Genomic DNA, 21,353 nt, shown 5'->3' on the forward strand with positions numbered 1-21,353 from the left:
GGGAGAAACTAGTTAGAGTTAATTTCTTCCGATAATTCTCTTTATAGATTGCAACACCTTAAATTTGAGAGGACGTGGATAGTAGCGGAAGGTTCCCATTTTACGAACAATAAACCCGTTGAAATTTTGCTTGAAACGCAGGACGCCATCACTTCCGTCAAATAGTCCTGTGATACCTAATAAGGTATAAAATGGAATTTTCAACTCAATGGCTTTACGCATAGCGTATTCTTGTAGGACAACTGGAGCGTAGAATTTATTAAATTCGGTGAGAGAGCCACTGAACAGATAAACCAGCTCGTGATCCGTGTAGACAAAGAGGCTAGCAGCCAGAGGAACATCTTCTTGACCATACTGTGTAAGGAGGTCTCTAGCCTCAGCTTCCCGAATCTGAAAGGATTGGATTTGGCTGGAAATTTCGCGGTGTTCATTTTGTTTTTTCTTGGAACGTGGATTGACTTCTAGATCTTGCTCGATGGCTTGAAGGTGATTTTCTAAGCTAGCTTTCTGTTTTTCTAAATGCTGCAAATAATCCTGAAAGTTGATAGAGGCAAATAGGAAATCAGCCTTTGTGTGAAAAGCATCATAGAAATCTTGATAGTATTCTAATGATTTATCTTGGTATTCTCTGCGGTCAGAAGTCGCTTCAGTGATGGATTTGAATAAAGGCAATTCATCACGAGTGAGGGCACGGACCTTGATTCCAAAGGAATTAGCTTTCTTTGCTAGGACTTTCCCTTTTTTACTAAAGGAAGAAAAGAGAGTTTCTTGTGTCAACTGGCTTAAATCTTTGACATAGTGCCAATCTGGTTCTCCCCCAGGATAACCTGTTTGTAGTCCATCAAACACATAGCCTACATCAGTCAAATCTCGAATGAGTTGACTTGCTTGGTCAGAAATCGGCTTACCATCGCTATCAAATGTTTGATAGGTTTGATAGGGTTTGACAAGGAGGCGAAGAGCACCATTGTTTTTTGCATATTCCTGCAATGCACGATAGAATTCAGGTAAATCGGATGGCTGATTGGTCACAGGACCAGAATTGATTTCCATATGGAGCCCACCTGTCATAGGGAGGCTATAGAGTAGAGCAGAGACCCTTAGCTGTCCTGCTTTTTTTAATCCGACAAACTGAGTCTTCATCCCTCGTTTTTCTAAAAGCTCTGCCATTTCTTTCGTTTGAAGAAATGAGACTTGCTCAACTTCTTTAAGGTGAGCCTGATATTCTTCAGGACTGAGGATAGTCAATGTCATGAGTGTCGATTCCTTAATTTTTTACGTAGTATGTAGGCCCAGTTGAAGAGACCGTAGAAGGGGCTAACTGGAAGATTGAATTCCCCGATGAATTCTTCAATCATGGGATTGAATTTGGATTTGAAGTTGTAGAGTCCACCATCCAAATTGTTTTCAATACCACCCATATTTTGTTGGATAATCCCCATGTTTTCAAAGGCATGTTCTGCTGTTTTGTACCAAGTTGCTAGCGCTGGTTGGTAATGTTTGAAGTCGTCATCCATACCAGCGTAGATATTTTCAGAACTAGTGCCAAAATTAAGCGAGAGAGTCGCTGCGAGCGGAACGGTGGTTAATCCTTTATCAAGATAGGTAGACAAAAAGGCTAATTCTTTTTCTAGGCGCTGGATTTCTTTCAAAGTAGCGGTGACCTTGGTTTCACGCGTATTTTCCGTAAAAGTAGCTTTTAGTTCTTTTTGCTTTTCGAGTGCTTGTGTTTGCTCTTCATAGCGTTTAGCAATATCCAATCGTGCCATGGTGATATAGGCATCGTCACCATAAGTCGTCAGGAGTTTTTCATAGTAGTCTTGATTACGGAGATGGATATTCTTACGATCTTCGGTTTTTTTCATCAAGCTGGCGAAATCAGAGACAAAGTTCAGATGGCCGATTTCGATGGTTGCGCCTTTGTTTTCAGCAATGCGCATGAGTTGGCGTGCTTTTTTAGGAATAGCTTGTGGCACAAAATCATTTTTATAGATATTGGCTTGGAAGCGCGGCTGGATTGTTTCGGATAAGTCACTTGTGCGCCCTACCCATTGGCAACCTGCTTTTTCTAAAATAGCAATCACGTGCTGCGCTTCTTTTTGATCAGTAACTTCTTGGTCTACTAAATGTTGTTGGAAATAGATAGATGGATCGAATTTGACGAAAACAGCACGTTTGGTTTTTGCGATTTTCTTCAGAGATTGCATGACGAAGATGACCAATTCTTCATCTGTAAAATCCATAATGGGACCGCGAGGGATATAAATCATAGAATAACCCAGTGGTAATGGTTGGATCAAGATAGAAGCGACTGCGACCAGTTGATTTTCTTTGTAAAAACTAATCCGCTCATTTCCCCAACTATCTTTGATTTGGGCCCATTGGCTACTTTGTAGAAGATTATTTAAGGGATGTGATGTCACGAAGGCATCATGCTCTTGGGCAGAAATACCCACTTTGTAGGAATACATTAGTTCAATACCCACTCTCTAATGGCGTGTGCCACTCCGTCCTGACTGTTGGATTTGGTGATATATTTAGCGATTTTCTTCAGTTCAGGATTACCGTTTTCCATGACGACAGGATTCCCGACGACTTCTAACATAGAACGATCGTTTTCTTCGTCTCCAATAGCCATGGTTTGGTCCATGGTCAAGCCTAATTTTTCAGCGAGACGAATGACAGCTTGTCCTTTGCTAGCAGTTTTCGGAGTGATTTCCAGATAAAAGGCTGCTGATTTAGCAATATTAAATCGATCATAGAATTCTTGGGGAATTTTCTCCATGGCGGCATCCAATTTTTCGGGTTCATCTACCATCATGACTTTGATGATTTCTTGATCTACCATTTCTTCCGGTGTCCGATAAAAGAGAGGAGAATGGACCAGCTGTGCCTCGTAAATAGTATATTTACCGATATTGCGGTTAGCAGTATACATGCCATTTTTGGTGGAAGCATGAAGCGGTAAGTTCAGTTTCCGAGACAAGAGTTCAATATCTAGATAGTCATTATAGGTCAATGTGTCTTTGAAAACGTCATTTCTAGAAGCTGTTTCTTGGACTAAGCCACCGTTGAAGGTAATGACGTAATTGTCTGGCTCATTGAGTTTGAGTTCTTCTAACAGGCTGAGGACGCCTGAAATAGGACGTCCAGTTGTAATGACAGCCTTGACACCAGTTTTTTTGGCATCTTGGATGGCATCAAAAACGGCTGGAGTGATTTCTCTTTCAGGATTGAGTAAGGTTCCATCAATGTCAATGGTCACTTTCATTTTATCTGCAAAAATACCTGTCTCTTCCAGCATTTCTTTAGGGAAGTAGAAGCGGCTATCTCCATGAATAGTTCCTGATAGTGATTTGACCACAGGAGATAATTCCGATAGTTCGACCAATTGTCCATCCTGTTGCATGATTTCAATCTGCGTGCGTTTCTTGGTAGCATTTGGGCGGTAGATATCATACGGTAAATCAAAGTTGTGATGAATGGCTGTGTAATATTCAGGGTCAAAGCCTACTTCGGCAACGATATTGCGCAAGGTATCCAATTTTTCTTCATTTTCTTGAGTGAAAGTAATCGATTTAAAAATCTTCCGATTGACATAGCGCTGGGCTAAGTCGGACAGGGTACGATCTGGCCCGTCAATCCAACTTTGGAAATAGGTATTCATAACGCCATCATCTAGAGCTAGATAATCCCGCAAGGTCACACGATTTTCAAAAAAAGGCAAGAGTCCCGGTGATGAAATCGTAAAGAAAATTTTCTCCACTGGATAGAGAACTTTGGCACGGTCTAGTAAATTTTGCAAAAGCACTTCCATAGAGCGGCTAGCGGGATGGAAATAAACTTGCAGATACATTTGGTAACGGCTGAGAACATAATCTTCCACCGCATGCATGCCAGATTCGGCAAAGGCGATGCCATTTTCTGTTGGTCGAATGACACGCAAAATACGAGTCAAGTCAAATTCGCCATAGTTAGTCCCTGTGAAGTAGGAATCTCGCAAAAGGTAATCCATACGGTCTACATCAATTTGACTAGAGATGAGTTGTACCACTTGCTTATTTGGATAGGTGTGGCGAATGACACTCGCTATTTTTTGTGGGAAATCAGGCGCAATTTGACGCAGGCAAGCATTGACCTCTGTTTCAGGACTGGTAATAATAGCGCAGGTCATCTCCTCATGGTTGGTTTCAAAGAGCCGCTCAAAGGTATGAGAATAGGCACCATGCCCCACATCGTGAAGGAGCGCAGCTGTCATGGTGACCAAAGACTCTTCTGGATTCCAGATGTCTGGATAAGATCGCTCAAATTTTTGCGTGATGCGACGGGCAATCTCATAAGCACCAAGGCAATGCGAAAAGCGGCTATGCTCGCCACCATGGAAAGTATAGGAAGTTGTTCCTAACTGCTTGATGCGGCGTAGTCGCTGAAATTCTTTAGTATTGATTAAGTTATAAATAAGCTCATGTTCTACATGAATATAGTTGTGAACTGGGTCTCGAAATACTTTTTCAATCATGGTTTTATTATACCAAAAAAGCTCCTATTCTGCCTAGAAGAACTGTTTATGGTAAGGTTGAAAACTTTCTATTTACGAATGGGCTTCTTTTGATTATAATGGAATAATGACAAATGAAATGATATTGAAAGCCATTCAACTCCTGTTGGTTGGTTTTATTCTGGTTATTTTGGCTACTATTTTCCTGCATGCCAAGAAGGAAAAAATTCAGCTAAGGGAAAACTTTTTCACAGGCTTTTGGATTGGTTATGTGACAGATTTACTGGATACATTGGGAATTGGGACTTTTGCAACGACCACAAGTCTCTTTAAAGTAACAGGATTGGTTAAGGATGACCGTCAAATTCCTGCGACCATGACAGCAGCACATGTTATTCCCGTGCTGGTAGAAGCTCTGCTATTCATTACCATCGTAGAAATAGATGTGATGACCCTCGTCGCTATGGCTTTTTCTTCCTTTTCAGGTGCTCTTGTTGGTGCCCGACTCACCAAAAATTGGAATACCAAGCAAGTTCAGCGGATTTTAGGAACTTTATTGGTGCTAGCAGCTATTGTAATGGTTTATCGCATGTTGGCCAACCCAGGTGAGGGCAATTCAGAAACTGTTCGTGGATTACATGGCATTTGGTTGCTAGTGGGAATGGTGTTTGACTTTATCATTGGAGCTTTGATGACGATGGGACTAGGCAATTATGCACCAGAGTTGATTTTCTTCTCACTGATGGGAATCAACCCTTCTGTCGCATTGCCTGTTATGATGTTGGATGCCGCCATGATTTTGGTCGCTAGTTCACGGGAATTTATTCGATCAGATCGCGTCCATTGGCCAGGTGTTTTAGGTATTATGGCAGGAGGAGTACTAGGTGTGTTGACGGCGGCACTCTTTCTAACAAGTCTAGATGTCAATCATTTGAAAATTTTAGTTGTTTTTATTGTGCTTTTCACTGGATTTATGATGCTACGTTCATCATTCTTACCGAGTATCTCCTCCAAGAAACAAGAACAGAAAGGAAGGATGGATGCACATTCGTTTAAGAAATGAAATCGATATGGATGACCAAAAGGAAATTCTTGATCAAGTATATCCCGTCCAAGTGACGATGAAAAAAGACCAATTGTATCTTGTTTTTACAAACGAAGAGGATGAAAAAGTGGTGATCAAAGCCAATCCATCAGAATTAGTGATGACGCGATTTTCCAATCCAAATTCGGTCATGCGCTTTTTGTCCAATCAAGAAGCAGTAGTGACCATTCCAACACCCATGGGATTGCAACATCTGGTAACGGATACGAGCCGATACGACTTTTGCTTAGGCCGACAAAGCATTCGCTTGGATTACCAACTCAAACCTTACGATACGCAACAGATTTTTGCCAGCTACAAAATGACGATTATCTGGGAATAAAACTATTTTTAGAGAATCTCAATCTTGAAAAATGGATTATTTTTTGATAGAATTAGTCTTAAACCGAGGGAGTAGCTAGCGGTTCTCGGACACTTTTTTCTTAACTCATCGTTACCTTGTCTTGATGGATTTCAGTCCTATCTACGACTGCGGTGCCTCGATTTAAGAAAAAATTGTCTTGAGAAGCAACCGTGATTATGTCGTCAGTTCGAAACGTTTGTTTCCGGCATAAACTGAAATAGCGAGACTTGTTTTAATAAAAACAGGTCTCTTTTTTATTGAAAGAGACCAAAAGGAGAAGCTATGTCAAAAGAACAAGCACGTCAAGCCTTTTATACGCAGTCAGAGGAGACTGTGTTAACTAGCTTGGAAACAAGCAAAAAAGGATTGACCAGTGAACAAGCCAATCAACGGTTGGCAGATTACGGTCGTAATGAGTTAGAAGAGGGTGAAAAACGCAGCCTTTTCCAAAAATTCTTAGACCAATTTAAAGATTTGATGATTATCATCTTGTTGGCAGCCGCAGCCCTTTCTGTGGTGACAGAAGGAATGCATGGGTTGACAGATGCCCTTATTATCCTCTTGGTAGTTGTTCTCAATGCAGCCTTTGGTGTCTACCAAGAAGGTCAAGCTGAAGCGGCCATCGATGCTCTTAAATCTATGTCAAGCCCACTTGCCCGCGTTCGTCGTGATGGCCACGTTAAGGAAGTTGATTCTAAAGAATTGGTTCCTGGTGATGTGGTTCTACTGGAAGCTGGTGATGTGGTCCCAGCGGATATGCGTCTTTTGGAAGCTGCTTCCCTCAAAATCGAAGAAGCTGCTTTGACTGGGGAGTCTGTTCCAGTTGAAAAAGATTTAAATGCTGAACTAACTGAAGATGCTGGTATTGGTGACCGTGTCAATATGGCTTACCAAAATTCAAACGTTACTTACGGACGTGGTATTGGTGTCGTGACCAACACTGGTATGTTCACAGAAGTTGGGCATATTGCTAGCATGTTAGCAAATGCCGATGAGTCTGATACCCCTCTCAAGCAAAACCTCAACCAATTGTCTAAAGTGTTGACTTATGCCGTTTTGGTGATTGCTGCGATTACTTTTGTGGTTTCTGTATTTGTCCGTGGAGAAGCTCCGCTTACAGCTCTTATGACAGCGGTAGCGCTTGCTGTTGCGGCAATCCCAGAAGGTCTTCCAGCCGTTGTAACAGTTGTCCTTTCTATGGGAACACAAGTTCTTGCAAAACGGAACTCGATCATTCGTAAATTGCCTGCAGTGGAAACCCTTGGTTCAACAGAAATCATCGCATCTGATAAAACAGGTACTTTGACAATGAACCAAATGACGGTTGAAAAAGTTTATACAAATGGTCAATTGATCGATGCTGCTGAAGATATTGACGATAGCAATATGACTCTTCGTGTCATGAACTTTGCTAATGACACAAAAGTAGACCAAAGTGGTAAACTGATTGGTGATCCAACAGAAACAGCTCTTGTGCAATTTGGTTTCGACCATGCATTTGATGTGCGCGACGCTCTCAAAGTGGAACCACGTGTGGCTGAGTCACCATTTGATTCAGATCGTAAACTCATGTCAACCATTCATCGTTTGGAAAGTGGCAAATTCTTGGTTGCCGTTAAAGGTGCACCAGACCAACTGCTCAAACGCGTCACACAAATTGAAGAAAATGGCACTATCCGTCCGATTACAGATGCAGATAAAGAAGCTATTTTAACGACTAATAAATCACTTGCCAAACAAGCCCTACGTGTCCTCATGATGGCTTACAAGTACGGAGATACGATTCCAGTAATGGAAACAGAAATCGTCGAAAACAATCTTGTCTTCTCTGGTTTGGTTGGGATGATTGACCCTGAGCGTCCAGAAGCTGCGAAAGCCGTTGCTGTTGCGAAAGAAGCTGGTATCCGTCCAATCATGATTACCGGTGACCATCAAGATACAGCAGAAGCTATTGCCAAACGTCTTGGAATAATCGATCCAAACGATACGGAAGACCATGTCTTTACTGGGGCTGAGCTCAATGAGCTTTCAGACGAAGAATTCCAAAAAATCTTCAAACAATACTCAGTATATGCGCGTGTATCACCTGAACATAAAGTTCGTATCGTAAAAGCTTGGCAAAATGAGGGTAAAGTCGTTGCCATGACTGGTGATGGTGTCAATGATGCGCCATCTCTTAAAACAGCAGATATCGGTATTGGTATGGGTATCACTGGTACAGAAGTTTCCAAAGGTGCTTCTGACATGGTCCTTGCGGACGATAACTTTGCAACCATTATCGTAGCCGTTGAAGAAGGCCGTAAAGTCTTCTCAAATATTCAAAAAACGGTTCAATACTTGCTTTCAGCTAATATCGCTGAAGTATTGACTATCTTCCTTGCAACCCTCTTTGGCTGGGATGTGCTTGAACCAGTTCACCTCTTGTGGATCAACTTGGTAACAGATACCCTTCCTGCCATCGCTCTTGGTATGGAGCCAGCTGAGCCTGGTGTCATGAAACACAAACCTCGTGGACGTAACTCAAGCTTCTTCTCTGGTGGTGTTCTTGGTGCCGTAGCTTATCAAGGCCTCTTCCAAGCAGCGCTTGTACTTGGTGTTTACGGCTGGGCGATCTTTAACCCAGTTCATATGACTTATGAAGAAATCCATGCGGATGCTTTGACAATGGCCTACGCGACCCTTGGTCTTATCCAGTTAGTACATGCCTTTAACGTGAAATCTGTTTACCAATCTGTCTTTACAGTAGGACCATTCAAGAATAAAACCTTTAACTGGGGTATCTTAGGCTCGCTTATCCTTTTGGTTGCGACCTTGACAGTTCCATTCTTGGAAAAAATCTTCCACGTTTCACATCTTGACTTGTCACAATGGGCAGTTGTTGTCATTGGTAGCTTTGCCATGTTTATCTTGGTAGAAATCGTGAAATTTATCCAACGTAAACTTGGACATGATGCAAAAGCTATTTAATTTATCAAAAAGAAAAATCAGATCCGTAGAGATCTGATTTTTTTATATTTCAACAGAAGTATGAATCATATTAGCAATTTGGCGGCTGGACTCTTGAAAATCCGTGCGAATCCAATTTTAAATAATACTTTTAATGGTGAGAACATAGAGATCAAAAGCAAATTTTTTAGGAATTTTGTAACCTTCTTCTAGCTGTTTTTCTAAATTTTGGATGTCGGATTGCTTGATAATCTGACAGATATAATCTGTTACAATCTTATCAAAATCGGGGTAATAGGTGAGCCATGTAGAAAAAAAGCTCGATTTTCGCGGATATAATCCAACATTTCAGTGAGAACGGCTCTGTGAAAGAGTAGGTTCTGATTCAAAATAATCTTAATTTGGTCCAAAGAATGTGTGAGAGAATCCTTCAACAAACTATCGCGACTATCGAAGTAGTGATAGAAAGTTGTTCGACTAACTTGGGAGGCTTTAACAATGTCAGTGATTGTGATGGTTTCCAAGGGTTGTGTTTGTAACAAATGAATAAAACCTTGAATGATCTTGACCTCTGCTTTGGATTTTTTTCATATCATCTCCACCTTACTGCTTTATTCTGCCCCGAAATGGATTAGAAACTGTACAAATCAAGGCAATTTGTAAAGGAAAATATACCAAAAAAAGTTGAATAATACCAGTTCTATGTCTGGTTTCCGCACGATGAATATTTAAAAATCTATAAAAAACATGCAAAGCGAATATTCACGGATAAGTGCCAGTCGAAAATTGATATTTCACCTTGTATATGCTATGATAAAAAAGAGCAATAAAGGAGAAATAATATGAATTACGCACAAACTTATTTAATGGCAAATATGAGTTCTTTTCCATCAGAGCAAATTCCAATTATCCAACGCGAGCTGGAACAGTTGGATGAACAGGCTGCAGCGCGCTTTGATGGTGACGGATGTCAAAAATCCTACGGTAGCCCTATTGTTGGCTCTATTTTTGGGAGAATTTGGTGCTGACCGTTTTTACATTGGCAATAAGGAACTGGGTTTTGGGAAATTAGCCCTCTTTATTGTCTCGTTTGTTACTCTTTTTATCATTATTGGTTTCATTTTATTTCCTATTCTGTTTATCTGGAAAATTATTGACTGTATATTAATTATGGGAGCTTGTCGTCAGGCTAATTTTGAGCGTCTAATGCTGAATTTGAATATTCAAAAAGCACAAGCGGCTGCTACAACTCCAGTTTCTTCAGTATCACCTGCTCTTACTAAAGACGTGAATGATAGCCAAGAAAATCAGGTGCTACAAAGAGAAGGAGTAGTTCTTGCAGCACAAGAGCAAGTGGATATTGAGACTGAAAAAGAAGTTCCAGTGATGGAAGAAAAAGTTTCTGAAACACAAGAAATCCTAGAAGCGGAGCAACAAGAATTCACAGCTGAAGAAACTTTTGAGGTAGCGGATGTGGAGACGGTTGAAGTAGCGCAGAGTTTAGAAGAACAGCCAGAAACTGAAATCGAATTGGAAGATTTGGTAAGCCAGGAAGAACTAAATCACTCCATTCCAGTCCAAGAAAAAGAAAATTAAAAAGAAAAGAGAGATAATATGTCATCATTTGCAGATTCATACATTGCCGCTAATGCAGGAAATCTTCCGTCAGAAGCCCTCCCTGCTCTTCGTAATCGCTTAGCCAGTTTGTCAAAAGATCAAAAAGCCTATGTCCTAGCCGCTGATTTGAAGAATCCAGTCGTTGCCTTAATTTTTTCATTCTTTTTAGGTGGATTTGGGGCAGACCGTTTTTATATCGGTCAAGTAGGTCTTGGGGTAGCTAAACTACTTTTATCTTGGGTGACCTTGGGAATCTGGCCTTTGGTGGATTTGTTCCTTATCATGGGGGCAACTAAGCAAGTCAACTTACAACGCTTGAATGAAGTATTGGCTATAGCTAGTAGGGTTGCTTAAAAAAGTCGGAATTGTAAAGAATTTGACACATAAGAGAGGTTTCGTTAGGGAATTGTAACCTAAGCAGCCTCTTTTTTTGCTATAATGATCAAATGCCCAAAAGAGCTTAACTGTTAAATTGGCAAATGTGGGCTTTTTTGCTAAGATAAAGCTGATGAATATTAAAGAAGAAATCAAAAAATTAGCCCAAGAAATTGGGATTTCAAAGATTGGTTTTACTACGGCAGATGATTTTGCTTATTTAGAAAAATCCTTGCAGGCCGCAGCAGAAGAAGGACGAACGACAGGCTTTGAGCACAAGAATATTGCAGAACGAATTGATCCCAAGCTGACCATGGCGTCAGCTAAGAGTATCATTTCTATCGACGTCGCTTATCCACGCTTCCTACCGCAGCAACCACAGAAAACCCAGTATAAGCGTGGGAAAATTACGCCAAATTCTTGGGGGATGGACTACCACTATATTATGCAGGATAAGTTGGAGCGCTTGGCTCGAGGAATCGAGGCTTTGATAGCTGACTTTGAGTACAAGGGTATGGTGGACACGGGTGCGCTGGTAGACACAGCAGTTGCCAGACGTGCGGGGACAGGCTTTATCGGCAAAAATGGTCTAGTTATTTCCAAGGAATTTGGTTCCTATATATTTTTGGGGGAGTTGATTACTAACTTGGAAATTGAACCAGATAGTCCTGTGGACTATGGTTGTGGTGACTGTAACCGTTGCGTAGAGGCTTGCCCGACATCTTGCTTGCTGGGAGATTCGACTATGGATGCTAGACGTTGTCTTTCTTTCCAGACCCAGGATAAAGGGATGATGGATTTGGAATTCCGCAAGAAAATCAAAACGGTCATTTATGGTTGTGATATTTGTCAGATTTGCTGTCCTTATAATAAAGGGGTAGCAAGCCCACCTGTGGTTGAGATTGATCCGGATTTGGCGCAGCCAGAGTTGATTCCATTCTTGGAATTATCCAACAGCCAATTCAAGGAAAAATTTGGCATGATTGCAGGATCCTGGCGAGGAAAAAATATTCTTCAGCGGAATGCCATCATCGCTTTAGCCGATAGTCGTGACCGCTCTGCTATTCCCAAACTCCTTGAAATCATCGATAAAAAACAAAATCCAGTCCATATGGCAACCGCTATCTGGGCTTTGGGAGAGCTGGTTAAGCAACCAAACGAGGCGATGGTGGAATTTATTGAGAAAATTCAATCGGAACATGAGGAAGCGATGGTAGAGAAGGCAGCATTTTTAGCCCTAGCGAAAGCGGCACAAGTATGATACAATAAAGAGAATAATGTCCATTTGGACAAGAAAAAATGAGGTAGTAATGGATACAACAGAAATTCGACAAAAAATTGAAGAGCTCGAGGCCAAATTGAACTCATTCAGGGGGTCTCTTTGACTTAGACGGTCTAGAGGAAGAAATTGCCATCTTGGAAAACAAGATGACGGAGCCAGATTTTTGGAACGATAATTTGGCAGCTCAAAAAACTTCGCAAGAACTCAATGAGCTCAAGGCGACCTATACAAATTTCCATCAAATGATTGAATTATTTGATGATTCACAAATCTTGCTAGATTTCTTGGCAGAAGATGAATCTGTTCGAGAGGAATTGAGCGCTACGACCACAACAATGCCATCTTGGAAATTCATCCAGGATCAGGTGGCACAGAGGCTCAGGATTGGGGCGAAATGCTCATGCGCATGTATATGCGATTTGGAAATAGCAAAGGTTTTGCAGTTGAGACCTTGGACTATCAGGCAGGGGATGAGGCGGGCATTAAGTCCGTCACACTCAGCATTACAGGTCCTAACGCCTATGGTCTCTTGAAGTCTGAAATGGGTGTTCACCGCTTGGTACGGATTTCTCCATTTGACTCTGCTAAACGTCGTCATACTTCCTTTACATCGGTAGAAGTGATGCCGGAATTGGATGACACCATCGAGGTAGAGATTCGTGATGACGAGATTAAAATGGACACCTTCCGAAGTGGTGGTGCTGGTGGACAGAACGTCAATAAGGTTTCAACTGGTGTACGTCTGACCCATATTCCGACAGGGACTGTCACTCAATCAACGGTGGATCGTACCCAATATGGGAACCGAGACCGTGCTCTCAAACTCTTGCAGGCAAAACTCTATCAAATGGAGCAAGAGAAGAAGGCGGCAGAGGTGGATGCTTTGAAAGGTGATAAGCGAGAAATTACATGGGGCAGCCAAATTCGCTCCTATGTCTTTACACCTTACACTATGGTGAAGGATCACCGAACCAATTTTGAAGTAGCACAGGTTGACAAGGTCATGGATGGAGACATCGAAGGCTTTATTGATGCCTATCTTAAGTGGCGAATCAGCTAGTCCAAATAAACAGAAAGGCTGTTTTTCGAAAAAAAGAACAGAAACATCTAATGGGAATTATAGAAATGAAGGACGTCTCCAAGAAATATGGAAACGGAACGACTGCCTTACGAAATGTATCAGTCAATGTTGAAGCAGGGGAATTTGCCTATATCGTAGGTCCTTCCGGGGCTGGTAAATCAACCTTTATTAAACTTCTTTACCGTGAGGAAAAGATTGACAAAGGGACTCTCAAAGTTGGAAAATTCTATCTTGGTAAAATCAAGAAAAAAGATATTCCAATGTTGCGCCGTAGTGTAGGGGTAGTCTTCCAGGACTACAAACTTTTACCACGTAAGACTGTTTTTGAAAACATCGCTTACGCTATGGAAGTTATCGGTGAAAAACCGCGTAACATTAAAAAGCGTGTCATGGAAGTCTTAGATTTGGTTGGTCTCAAACACAAAATTCGTTCTTTCCCGAATGAATTATCAGGTGGGGAACAGCAGCGTATCGCGATTGCGCGTGCCATTGCTAATAACCCAAAAGTCTTGATTGCTGATGAGCCAACAGGAAATTTGGACCCAGAAAATTCATGGGAAATCATGAATCTTTTAGAGCGTATTAACTTGCAAGGGACTACAATTTTGATGGCTACCCACAATAGTCAAATCGTAAACACACTCCGCCACCGCGTTATCGCAATCGAAGACGGTCGAGTGGTACGTGATGAAGTAGAAGGAGAGTACGGATACGATGATTAGACGATTTTTAAGACATTTTGTTGAGTCGCTGAAAAGCCTCAAACGAAATGGTTGGATGACCATTGCAGCAATCTCTTCAGTGACCATTACTCTGACTTTGGTGGGAATTTTTGCCTCTGTTATTTTAAATACGGCAAAGCTGGCTTCTGACTTGGAAAACAATGTTCGAATTAATGTTTACCTGCGTGCGGACAGCACAGATCAGCAAGAAAACATTGTGAACGAAGCTGGGGAAACCGTAAAAAATGAGAGTTTCCAAGAAGTGTACAATCAAATTGTTGCGACTGAACATGTGGAAAGTGTGACCTATTCTAGTAAGGATGAGCAGCTTAAACATCTAACAGAAACCTTGGGGGACACATGGAATCTTTTCCAAGGGGACGCTAATCCGCTTTACGATGCTTATATTATTGATACGACAGAGCCGCAGTATGTGAAACCTGTAGCAGAAGCGCTTTCGAAAATTGATGGCATTACAGAAGTTCGTGACGGGGAAGTTCAGACAGAACGCATTTTCAAACTGGCTGACATGGTTCGTACATGGGGATTTGCGGCAACAGCTCTTTTGCTCTTTACAGCGGTCTTCTTGATTTCAAATACCATTCGCATTACCATTATCTCCCGTAGTCGTGAAATTCAAATCATGCGTTTGGTGGGAGCGAAGAATTCTTATATACGAGGTCCATTCCTCTTGGAAGGTGCCTGGGTAGGGCTTCTCGGAGCAATTATTCCATCTATTTTGGTTTATTTCATTCATCAAGCAATCTTTACTTCTGTCAATGCTAGCTTAGCATCGCAGAATCTATCCCTCATTCCTCAAAATATCTTCATTCCTGGAATGATTGGGAGTCTCTTTGTAGTAGGTGTCGTTATCGGTGCCCTTGGGTCAACCATCTCTATGAGCCGTTACTTGAAGATTTAAAACATAAAAAAAGCCCTATTGGGCTTTTTCTTTTAGTTAAAAAATGGGTTAAAATTGCGCTCCTGTGCGATAGATGTGCTATAACCATGACCTGAATAGACTTTGTAGTGGCCTGGTAGGGTGAAGAGGTTATTCTTGATACCTGTCATCAAATCGTCAAAGTTGCTAGTTGGCAGATCGGTGCGGCCGACAGAATTGCGAAAGAGAGCATCACCTGTGAGAACCAATTCTTCTTCCGGAAAAACAAAGGAAACGCCGCCGATGGAATGTCCAGATGTTTGTACAACTGTGAATGTAAAACCGTCCAAATTGTAAGGTGTATCATAGGGGAAGGCTTCCTCAGCTGGTTTCAAAACGACATCTTCCATGTCATCGTGACGAGGGAGACCGGATAAATTCATTTGCGGGTCAAAGAGCCAGGACGCTTCACTTTCTGCCACGTAAACAGAGGTGGTTGACCGAAAGTTTCACGGACCAAATCCAGACTCAAAATATGATCATAGTGAGTATGAGTGAGGAGAATGGCGGAAATGGGCTTGGCAATCTCTTCTATTTTACATTTAATCTTATTCCAGTCACTACCTGAATCAATAAGGATCAGATAGCTATCATTTTCAAGGTAGTAAGTGTTTTCGCCTGCGATTTCATTGATGGTACGATGGATTTTCATGAGCTCTCCTCCAAACTTCTTTTCTCTAGTCTAACAAAATTCTTCAGTCTTTGCAGGAAATAGCTCTGCTATGTACGGATGATGGGATAGAAACTTGATTTATGATATAATCTAGGTATGTTGACGGAAAAAATCAAAGCCAATAAGTACGCCGTAATTGATTTAGAGGCGACTGGAACAGGCTCTAAGGCAAAAATTATTCAGATTGGGATTGTCATCGTTCAAAATGGGGAAATTATGACCACTTTCGAGTCAGATATTAATCCTTATGAACCATTGGATAAGCATATCAAGGAATTGACAGGCATCACGGATGAGCAACTGGCGCAAGCTCCTGATTTTGGACAGGTAGTGCGTGAGATTTACGACTTGATTGGTGATGCCGTTTTTGTAGCACACAATGTTAAATTCGATGCTAATTTATTAGCAGAAGCGCTCTTTTTTGAAGGGTTTGACCTCTTGACACCACGCGTGGACACGGTGGAATTAGCTCAGGTACTTTTCCCAACTTATGCTAAACACAATCTAGGGCATTTGACTCAGGAATTGGGAATTCCTTTACAGCAGGCGCATACGGCTATTGCTGATGCTATGGCAACAGCACAGCTTTTTCTGGCTATTCAGGAAAAAATTCTCTCCCTGCCTAAAGTGACAGTGAAACAACTGTTGAAATTGGGTGATTCTTGGCTTTATGAATCACGCATGATTCTGGATGAGCTTTACCCGCAAATGAGTGACTATTTGGCATCTACCTTGACCGAAGTTCATGGTCTGGTGTTAAAAAATTCATCGTCTCTACCGCAAACACGTCATCTGTCAGAAGATTTCTCAAAAAATATTGCTCTTCTTGGGCTAGACAGTCGAAAACGACAGGAAAGTCTCGCTTGCATGGTGGAAAAGAATCTGAAATCAGACAAGCAAACGCATTTTATCCAAGCACAAGCTGGAATAGGCAAGACTTACGGTTATCTCTTGCCACTATTGGCCAGAACTGACCAGCCTATACTGGTTAGCCTACCAACTAAAGCCTTACAGCAGCAAATTATGGAAAACGAGGGGCTGAAACTTCAGGAAACCTTCAATATTTCTATGGAATCTCTTAAATCTGCGCGGCATTTTATCAAGCTGGATTACTTTTGGAAGACTCTACACCGTCAAGATGAGAATCGTCTGGTCAATCTCTTTAAAATGCAAATTCTGGTTTGGTTGACTCAGACGGAAACAGGAGACATGGACGAGCTTAAACAGCAGTATCGATACCAATCTTATTTTGACGAGCTCAAACACGACGGCTTTTTGATTAATCAGTCACAGTTTGCGGAGTGGGATTTTTGGGTAAGGTTGCAATCACGCGCGCGTCAAAGCCGCCTTATTCTAACCAATCATGCTTACTTCCTCCAACATTTGATGGAGGATGATAGCTTGCTGTCGGAGCGTATATTAGTATTGGACGAGGTGCAGCGTTTTCTCTTGACTATGGAAGATTTTGCCAGTCAGACCATAGATGTAGCGGCTGTGATGCAGGGATGGCAGAGGAAGAAAGACAAGTCGACAGATATACTGGAAAAACGCCTCTGGGAATCTAGCATTTTTGAGCTGGATCAGCTAGTTAAAAAAGGAACTCAGCATGGGCATTATGAAATGACGGCTGACCAATTCAGTCAATTGCGACAGAACCTAGCAGAATTAAATGACCCAGATGTCGCCTTTATAGAAGAATGGTTGATGCGCTATGACCAATTTTGGCTGGAAAGTCGCCAGATGCAAGATAAACGCATTCGTCTGTTGCGTGGTGCTATGCATCATCTCTTACGTGCTCAAGATTTCCTAAAAAATCCTAAAATTTTCTGCATTAGTGCGACCTTGGAATTAACATCGCATTTGACGATTGCAGATTTACTAGGCTTTGAAGATGTGAGCTTTGACAAAGTAGAAAACCAGTCTATCACCAATCAACTACTAATCCAGCCCAGTGATTTGCCGGATGTCTTGTCTTGGTCTGAAGCGGACCATGCGGCTTTTGTAGCGACTGAATTGGTAAAATTAGCCAGCCTAAACAAGCCAACCTTGGTTCTCTTTAGCTCCATTTCACTCATGCTAGCGGTTTCGGATATTTTAGAACAGAAAGACCTCCTTCACTTGGCCCAACACCGCCATGGCGACGAAGTTCAACTCAAAAAGCGATTTGAAAAAGGGGAGGTTAATCTCCTTCTGGGTACCGGTATTTTCTGGCAGGGCATAGATTTTGCCAAGCAGGACAAAGTGTTAGCAGTGATTGTTCGATTACCATTTGATCATCCAAAGGATAGACTCACTCAAAAAATCAATCACCATTTGCGACAATCTGGTAAAAATCCTTTCTATGATTATTCCCTGCCTATGATGTTAATCCGGTTGAAACAAGCCATTGGTCGCACCAATCGCTCTAGACAGCAGCGCTCTGTGGTTGTTCTTTTAGATCCACGTATGGTGACCAAACAATATGGTCAGCAGATTAGTGAATTTTTGCAGCAAGACCATGAACTATCTATCCTTCCTTTAGCGGATGTCAAAGCGGGCATTGAGGCATTTTTTAAGAGAAAGACAAAGAAAAAATAGCTGTACCTACAGGGGTAAATATGGTATACTTTTTCTTAAACTTTGAAGAGGAGGTACAAGATGGAAAAAACGATTGTATTTAAAGTGGGGACTAGTTCTCTGACCCAAGATAATGGGAGTCTGGATCGTATTAAGATTGCTCGTATCACCAATCAATTGGCGCAGTTGCATCAAAAAGGCTATCAGATTGTCTTGGTGACATCGGGTTCGATTGCGGCAGGATTTCGCCGTTTAGGCTTTGAAAAACGACCGACTAAGATTGCGGAAAAGCAAGCCAGTGCAGCTGTTGGTCAGGGCCTCCTCATCGAAGAATACACTCAAAATCTCATGAAAGACGGAATTGTTTCTGCCCAAGTACTCCTGACCCAAGATGATTTTGCGGATGCGAGACGCTATAAAAATGCCTCTCAAGCCTTACAGGTTCTTTTAAAACGTCGTGCTATTCCTATTATCAATGAGAATGACACGATTGCTATCGAGGAAATCAAAGTTGGAGACAACGATACCTTATCTGCTCAAGTGGCTTCATTGCTCAAAGCAGATTTGATGGTGCTTTTGACCGATGTAGACGGTCTCTACACTGCTAATCCAAGTGTGGATGTGACAGCGCAGCATTTGCCGATTATCCAGTCTGTCACCGAAGAGCTCTTTGAAATGGCAGCGGGAGCAGGTTCTTCAAATGCTACTGGTGGTATGACGACCAAACTTCAAGCAGCACAGATAGCAACCAAATCTGGCGTTCCCGTTTTCATCTGTTCAAGTCAAAAAGACACTGCTCTCTTAGAAGCTGTTACTCAAACTAACAAGGGAACACTCTTCTTGGCGGACGACCACAGTCTCAATCAGCGTAAGCAATGGATGGCTTTCTATGCACGAACGGATGCGACTGTTTATTGAAGGTGAATTTCTAGTGGGGGATATCGTATCTGTCTATAGCCAAAGTTTGGAGCGTATAATCGGAAAAGGACGAGTAAAATTGTCGTCTGATCAAGTGCGTATACATCTAGAACAAGAAAAAGTAGAGGGCGTTTTCATCCATCGCAATGATTGGGTGAGCCTCTGGAAAGGTAGAAAATGACCTCAACACAAGCGTTATTAGATTCATTATTAGTTCATAAAAAATCTATCAATTTAGCGACGACGGAACAAAAAAATCTGGCTCTGGCTAAGATGGCGGATAGCTTAGAAGCAGCTACTGCAGAAATTTTAGCAACCAATGCCTTAGACATGGAAGCAGCGCGAGCAACCATCAGCTCAGTGATGCTGGATCGCCTCCGTCTCACAGAAGAACGAATCGTGGACATGGCAAATGGAATTCGCGCCTTGATTGACCTGCCAGACCCAGCTGGACTGGTCTTGGAAGAACATGAGGCTGAAAATGGCATGACCATCCAAAAGCGCTCGGTTCCTTTTGGACTTTTGGGAATGATTTACGAGAGTCGCCCTAATGTGACCTCTGACGCGGCTGCTCTTGCCATTAAGAGCGGAAATGCCATTATTTTACGTGGTGGTAAGGAAGCTTTTCATTCCGCCTCAGCCATTGTCCAAGCCTTGAAAACGGGGCTTGGTGAGGCAGGTTTGTCTGATCAGGTCATTGAATTGGTTCAAGACACCAGTCGCGCATCCGCAAGCGAACTCATGACGGCTAAAGGCAAGATTGATCTCTTGATTCCACGTGGTGGTGTGGGATTGATTCGTGCAGTTGTTGAGCAAGCAACGGTGCCCGTTATCGAGACAGGGACTGGTATTTGCCATATTTATGTGGACAAGGATGCTGATTTGCAAAAGGCGCTGGATATTGTCATCAATGCAAAAATCAGTCGCCCATCCGTTTGTAATAGTGCAGAGGTTCTCTTGGTTCATCAAGAAATTGCGGCGATGTTCTTACCTATCTTGGAAGAAAAGTTGAATGGTCAGGTAGCACTTCGCGCAGAAGAAAAAGCCAAAGCCTACTTGAAAGAGGCTGTTTTGGCTGGAACAGATGATTTTGATACAGAATTTTTAGATTATATATTAGCGGTCAGAGTAGTGGACGACGTGGAACAAGCGGTAGACCACCTTGCAACTCACTCGACGGGCCATAGCGAAGCCATTGTCACCGAAAATCAAGCTACAGCTGATCTCTTCACACAGGGTGTGGACTCAGCGGCAGTCTATGTCAATGTTTCGACGCGATTCACGGACGGAGGTCAGTTTGGACTGGGCTGCGAACTGGGCATTTCCACGCAAAAAATGCATGCGCGTGGACCCATGGGACTACGTGAAATGACCACCTATAAATACATCATCACAGGAAATGGACAAGTTAGATGGTAGAAAAAAAAGTAAAAGTAGGCATTATTGGCCTTGGTAATATGGGTGGCGCAGTTGCCCAAGCTCTGTCAAAAATAGAAAATGTAGAGCTCTTACTCAGTCATCACAATCTTCAGAAAGCTCAGGCTTTGCAAGACCAAATTGGAGGTACCCTAGCGGATAATGAGACCATTGCGGCTCAGACACAGGTGCTATTTTTAGGTGTTAAACCTCGCTTGATAGGGAAGGTTCTAGCTGAATTGGAGGTTTCCTTAGCTGAAAACACCGACCTCATTTGTATTTCCATGGCAGCAGGTGTGACCTTGACAGATTTGGTTGCGCTACATCCGTCTGAAAAATGGCTACGCATGATGCCTAATACACCAGTTGCTATTGGTCAAGGCATGACAACTTTTGCAACGGAAAATGATCAAGTCGCTCAGCTATTTGAAAAACTAATGGCAAAATCCGGTCAAGTCAAACGACTGCCTGAAAGTCTTATCGACGCCGCTACAGCTATTGCAGGCTGCGGGCCCGCTTTCGTGTATGAAATGATTGAAGCCATGAGCAGAGCGGGGGTGCAAAATGGCTTGACGGTTGCGAATGCACAAGTCTTGGCTGCCCAGACCCTTGTCGGATCAGCTCAAATGGTCCTAGAGAGTCCTCTTCATCCAGCTCAGCTTCGCGATCAGGTGACTTCACCAGGAGGTTCCACTATCGCGGGTCTTGTTGCTCTCCAAGAAGAAGGCTTTCAAGCCAGCATCATCTCAGGAGTTAATCGTGCCTTGAAACGGACTAAGGAATCGGAGAGACGGTAATACTTTTTCTTGAGTGGTCCTACCTTTACCTTGTTTCAACTTATTGGACCTATATTTTAAGGTGCTAAAGATACCCTATCCAAG

At 42.3% G+C, this 21,353-nt stretch carries 16 protein-coding genes and 4 pseudogenes; 14 read left to right on the forward strand and 6 right to left on the reverse strand.

Features of this window, described 5'->3' with window-relative positions; translation table 11 throughout:
- Window positions 1–18 precede the first annotated feature (18 nt).
- The 4 genes and pseudogenes from AEX56_RS00825 to AEX56_RS08735 form a co-directional block, all read right to left on the reverse strand.
- Window positions 19–1,254, reverse strand: a complete 1,236-nt coding sequence (locus AEX56_RS00825) for an aminoacyltransferase (RefSeq protein WP_049617540.1) — start codon at window positions 1,252–1,254, stop codon at window positions 19–21.
- Window positions 1,251–2,471 carry an aminoacyltransferase gene (locus AEX56_RS00830; protein WP_049617541.1) on the reverse strand — a complete coding sequence of 407 codons (1,221 nt, stop codon included), beginning with the start codon at window positions 2,469–2,471 and terminating at the stop codon, window positions 1,251–1,253. Before AEX56_RS00830 ends, AEX56_RS00825 begins: the two co-directional genes overlap by 4 nt.
- Entirely contained in the window at window positions 2,471–3,271 is an 801-nt protein-coding gene (gene yidA, locus AEX56_RS08730) for a sugar-phosphatase (RefSeq protein WP_236682985.1), read from the reverse strand. Before yidA ends, AEX56_RS00830 begins: the two co-directional genes overlap by 1 nt.
- Window positions 3,272–4,519 (reverse strand): annotated as a pseudogene (locus tag AEX56_RS08735) (HD domain-containing protein); the annotation flags it as partial.
- Window positions 4,520–4,625: 106 nt separating this feature from the next.
- Here AEX56_RS08735 and AEX56_RS00840 point away from each other — a divergent pair.
- The 3 genes from AEX56_RS00840 to AEX56_RS00850 all read left to right on the forward strand — a co-directional run bounded on the left by AEX56_RS00840 (window position 4,626) and on the right by AEX56_RS00850 (window position 8,913).
- Complete coding sequence (locus tag AEX56_RS00840; RefSeq protein ID WP_082326130.1) at window positions 4,626–5,561, forward strand: TSUP family transporter; 936 nt, start codon at window positions 4,626–4,628, stop codon at window positions 5,559–5,561.
- Window positions 5,539–5,925 (forward strand): DUF1934 domain-containing protein, encoded by a 387-nt coding sequence (locus AEX56_RS00845; protein ID WP_049618204.1) that lies wholly within the window; start codon window positions 5,539–5,541, stop codon window positions 5,923–5,925. Before AEX56_RS00840 ends, AEX56_RS00845 begins: the two co-directional genes overlap by 23 nt.
- Before the next feature lie 303 nt (window positions 5,926–6,228).
- The gene (locus AEX56_RS00850; RefSeq protein WP_049617542.1) at window positions 6,229–8,913 is read left to right on the forward strand and encodes a cation-translocating P-type ATPase; all 2,685 of its coding nucleotides are present in this window, start codon (window positions 6,229–6,231) and stop codon (window positions 8,911–8,913) included.
- A 248-nt stretch (window positions 8,914–9,161) separates the two neighbouring features.
- Here AEX56_RS00850 and AEX56_RS09415 read toward each other — a convergent pair whose 3' ends face one another.
- Window positions 9,162–9,434, reverse strand: a complete 273-nt coding sequence (locus AEX56_RS09415) for a TetR/AcrR family transcriptional regulator (RefSeq protein WP_160315155.1) — start codon at window positions 9,432–9,434, stop codon at window positions 9,162–9,164.
- Between the two features lie 300 nt (window positions 9,435–9,734).
- Here AEX56_RS09415 and AEX56_RS08740 point away from each other — a divergent pair, with 300 nt between their 5' ends.
- From AEX56_RS08740 to ftsX, 7 genes and pseudogenes are all read left to right on the forward strand, one after another.
- Window positions 9,735–9,920, forward strand: coding sequence for a hypothetical protein (locus AEX56_RS08740; protein WP_236682933.1), 186 nt, complete (start codon window positions 9,735–9,737; stop codon window positions 9,918–9,920).
- Window positions 9,901–10,488, forward strand: coding sequence for a TM2 domain-containing protein (locus AEX56_RS08100; protein ID WP_236682934.1), 588 nt, complete (start codon window positions 9,901–9,903; stop codon window positions 10,486–10,488). The genes AEX56_RS08740 and AEX56_RS08100 overlap by 20 nt, the downstream gene beginning before the upstream one ends.
- Before the next feature lie 18 nt (window positions 10,489–10,506).
- Entirely contained in the window at window positions 10,507–10,863 is a 357-nt protein-coding gene (locus tag AEX56_RS00860) for a TM2 domain-containing protein (protein WP_049617543.1), read from the forward strand.
- Window positions 10,864–11,017: 154 nt separating this feature from the next.
- Entirely contained in the window at window positions 11,018–12,145 is a 1,128-nt protein-coding gene (gene queG, locus AEX56_RS00865; RefSeq protein ID WP_049618205.1) for a tRNA epoxyqueuosine(34) reductase QueG, read from the forward strand.
- A 49-nt stretch (window positions 12,146–12,194) separates the two neighbouring features.
- Window positions 12,195–13,226: pseudogene (prfB, locus tag AEX56_RS00870) on the forward strand (peptide chain release factor 2).
- A 50-nt stretch (window positions 13,227–13,276) separates the two neighbouring features.
- A complete protein-coding gene (ftsE, locus tag AEX56_RS00875) occupies window positions 13,277–13,969 on the forward strand; it encodes a cell division ATP-binding protein FtsE (RefSeq protein ID WP_049617544.1) in 693 nt (230 codons plus the stop codon).
- Window positions 13,962–14,891, forward strand: coding sequence for a permease-like cell division protein FtsX (ftsX, locus tag AEX56_RS00880; RefSeq protein ID WP_049617545.1), 930 nt, complete (start codon window positions 13,962–13,964; stop codon window positions 14,889–14,891). Before ftsE ends, ftsX begins: the two co-directional genes overlap by 8 nt.
- Before the next feature lie 32 nt (window positions 14,892–14,923).
- Here ftsX and AEX56_RS00885 read toward each other — a convergent pair.
- Window positions 14,924–15,561: pseudogene (locus tag AEX56_RS00885) on the reverse strand (MBL fold metallo-hydrolase).
- Between the two features lie 117 nt (window positions 15,562–15,678).
- Between AEX56_RS00885 and AEX56_RS00890 the strand changes: the two are divergent.
- The 4 genes and pseudogenes from AEX56_RS00890 (at window position 15,679) to proC (ending at window position 21,269) form a co-directional block, all read left to right on the forward strand.
- On the forward strand, window positions 15,679–18,159 hold the full coding sequence (locus tag AEX56_RS00890) for a bifunctional DnaQ family exonuclease/ATP-dependent helicase (RefSeq protein ID WP_049617546.1): 2,481 nt from the start codon (window positions 15,679–15,681) through the stop codon (window positions 18,157–18,159).
- Window positions 18,160–18,219: 60 nt separating this feature from the next.
- Window positions 18,220–19,237 (forward strand): annotated as a pseudogene (proB, locus tag AEX56_RS00895) (glutamate 5-kinase).
- The gene (locus AEX56_RS00900) at window positions 19,234–20,475 is read left to right on the forward strand and encodes a glutamate-5-semialdehyde dehydrogenase (RefSeq protein ID WP_049617547.1); all 1,242 of its coding nucleotides are present in this window, start codon (window positions 19,234–19,236) and stop codon (window positions 20,473–20,475) included. The pseudogene proB and the gene AEX56_RS00900 overlap by 4 nt, the downstream one beginning before the upstream one ends.
- A complete protein-coding gene (gene proC, locus AEX56_RS00905; RefSeq protein WP_049617548.1) occupies window positions 20,469–21,269 on the forward strand; it encodes a pyrroline-5-carboxylate reductase in 801 nt (266 codons plus the stop codon). Before AEX56_RS00900 ends, proC begins: the two co-directional genes overlap by 7 nt.
- Window positions 21,270–21,353: the final 84 nt, after the last annotated feature.

Origin of the sequence: Streptococcus sp. X13SY08 (assembly GCF_001182825.2) — a bacterium.
Lineage (GTDB): Bacteria > Bacillota > Bacilli > Lactobacillales > Streptococcaceae > Streptococcus.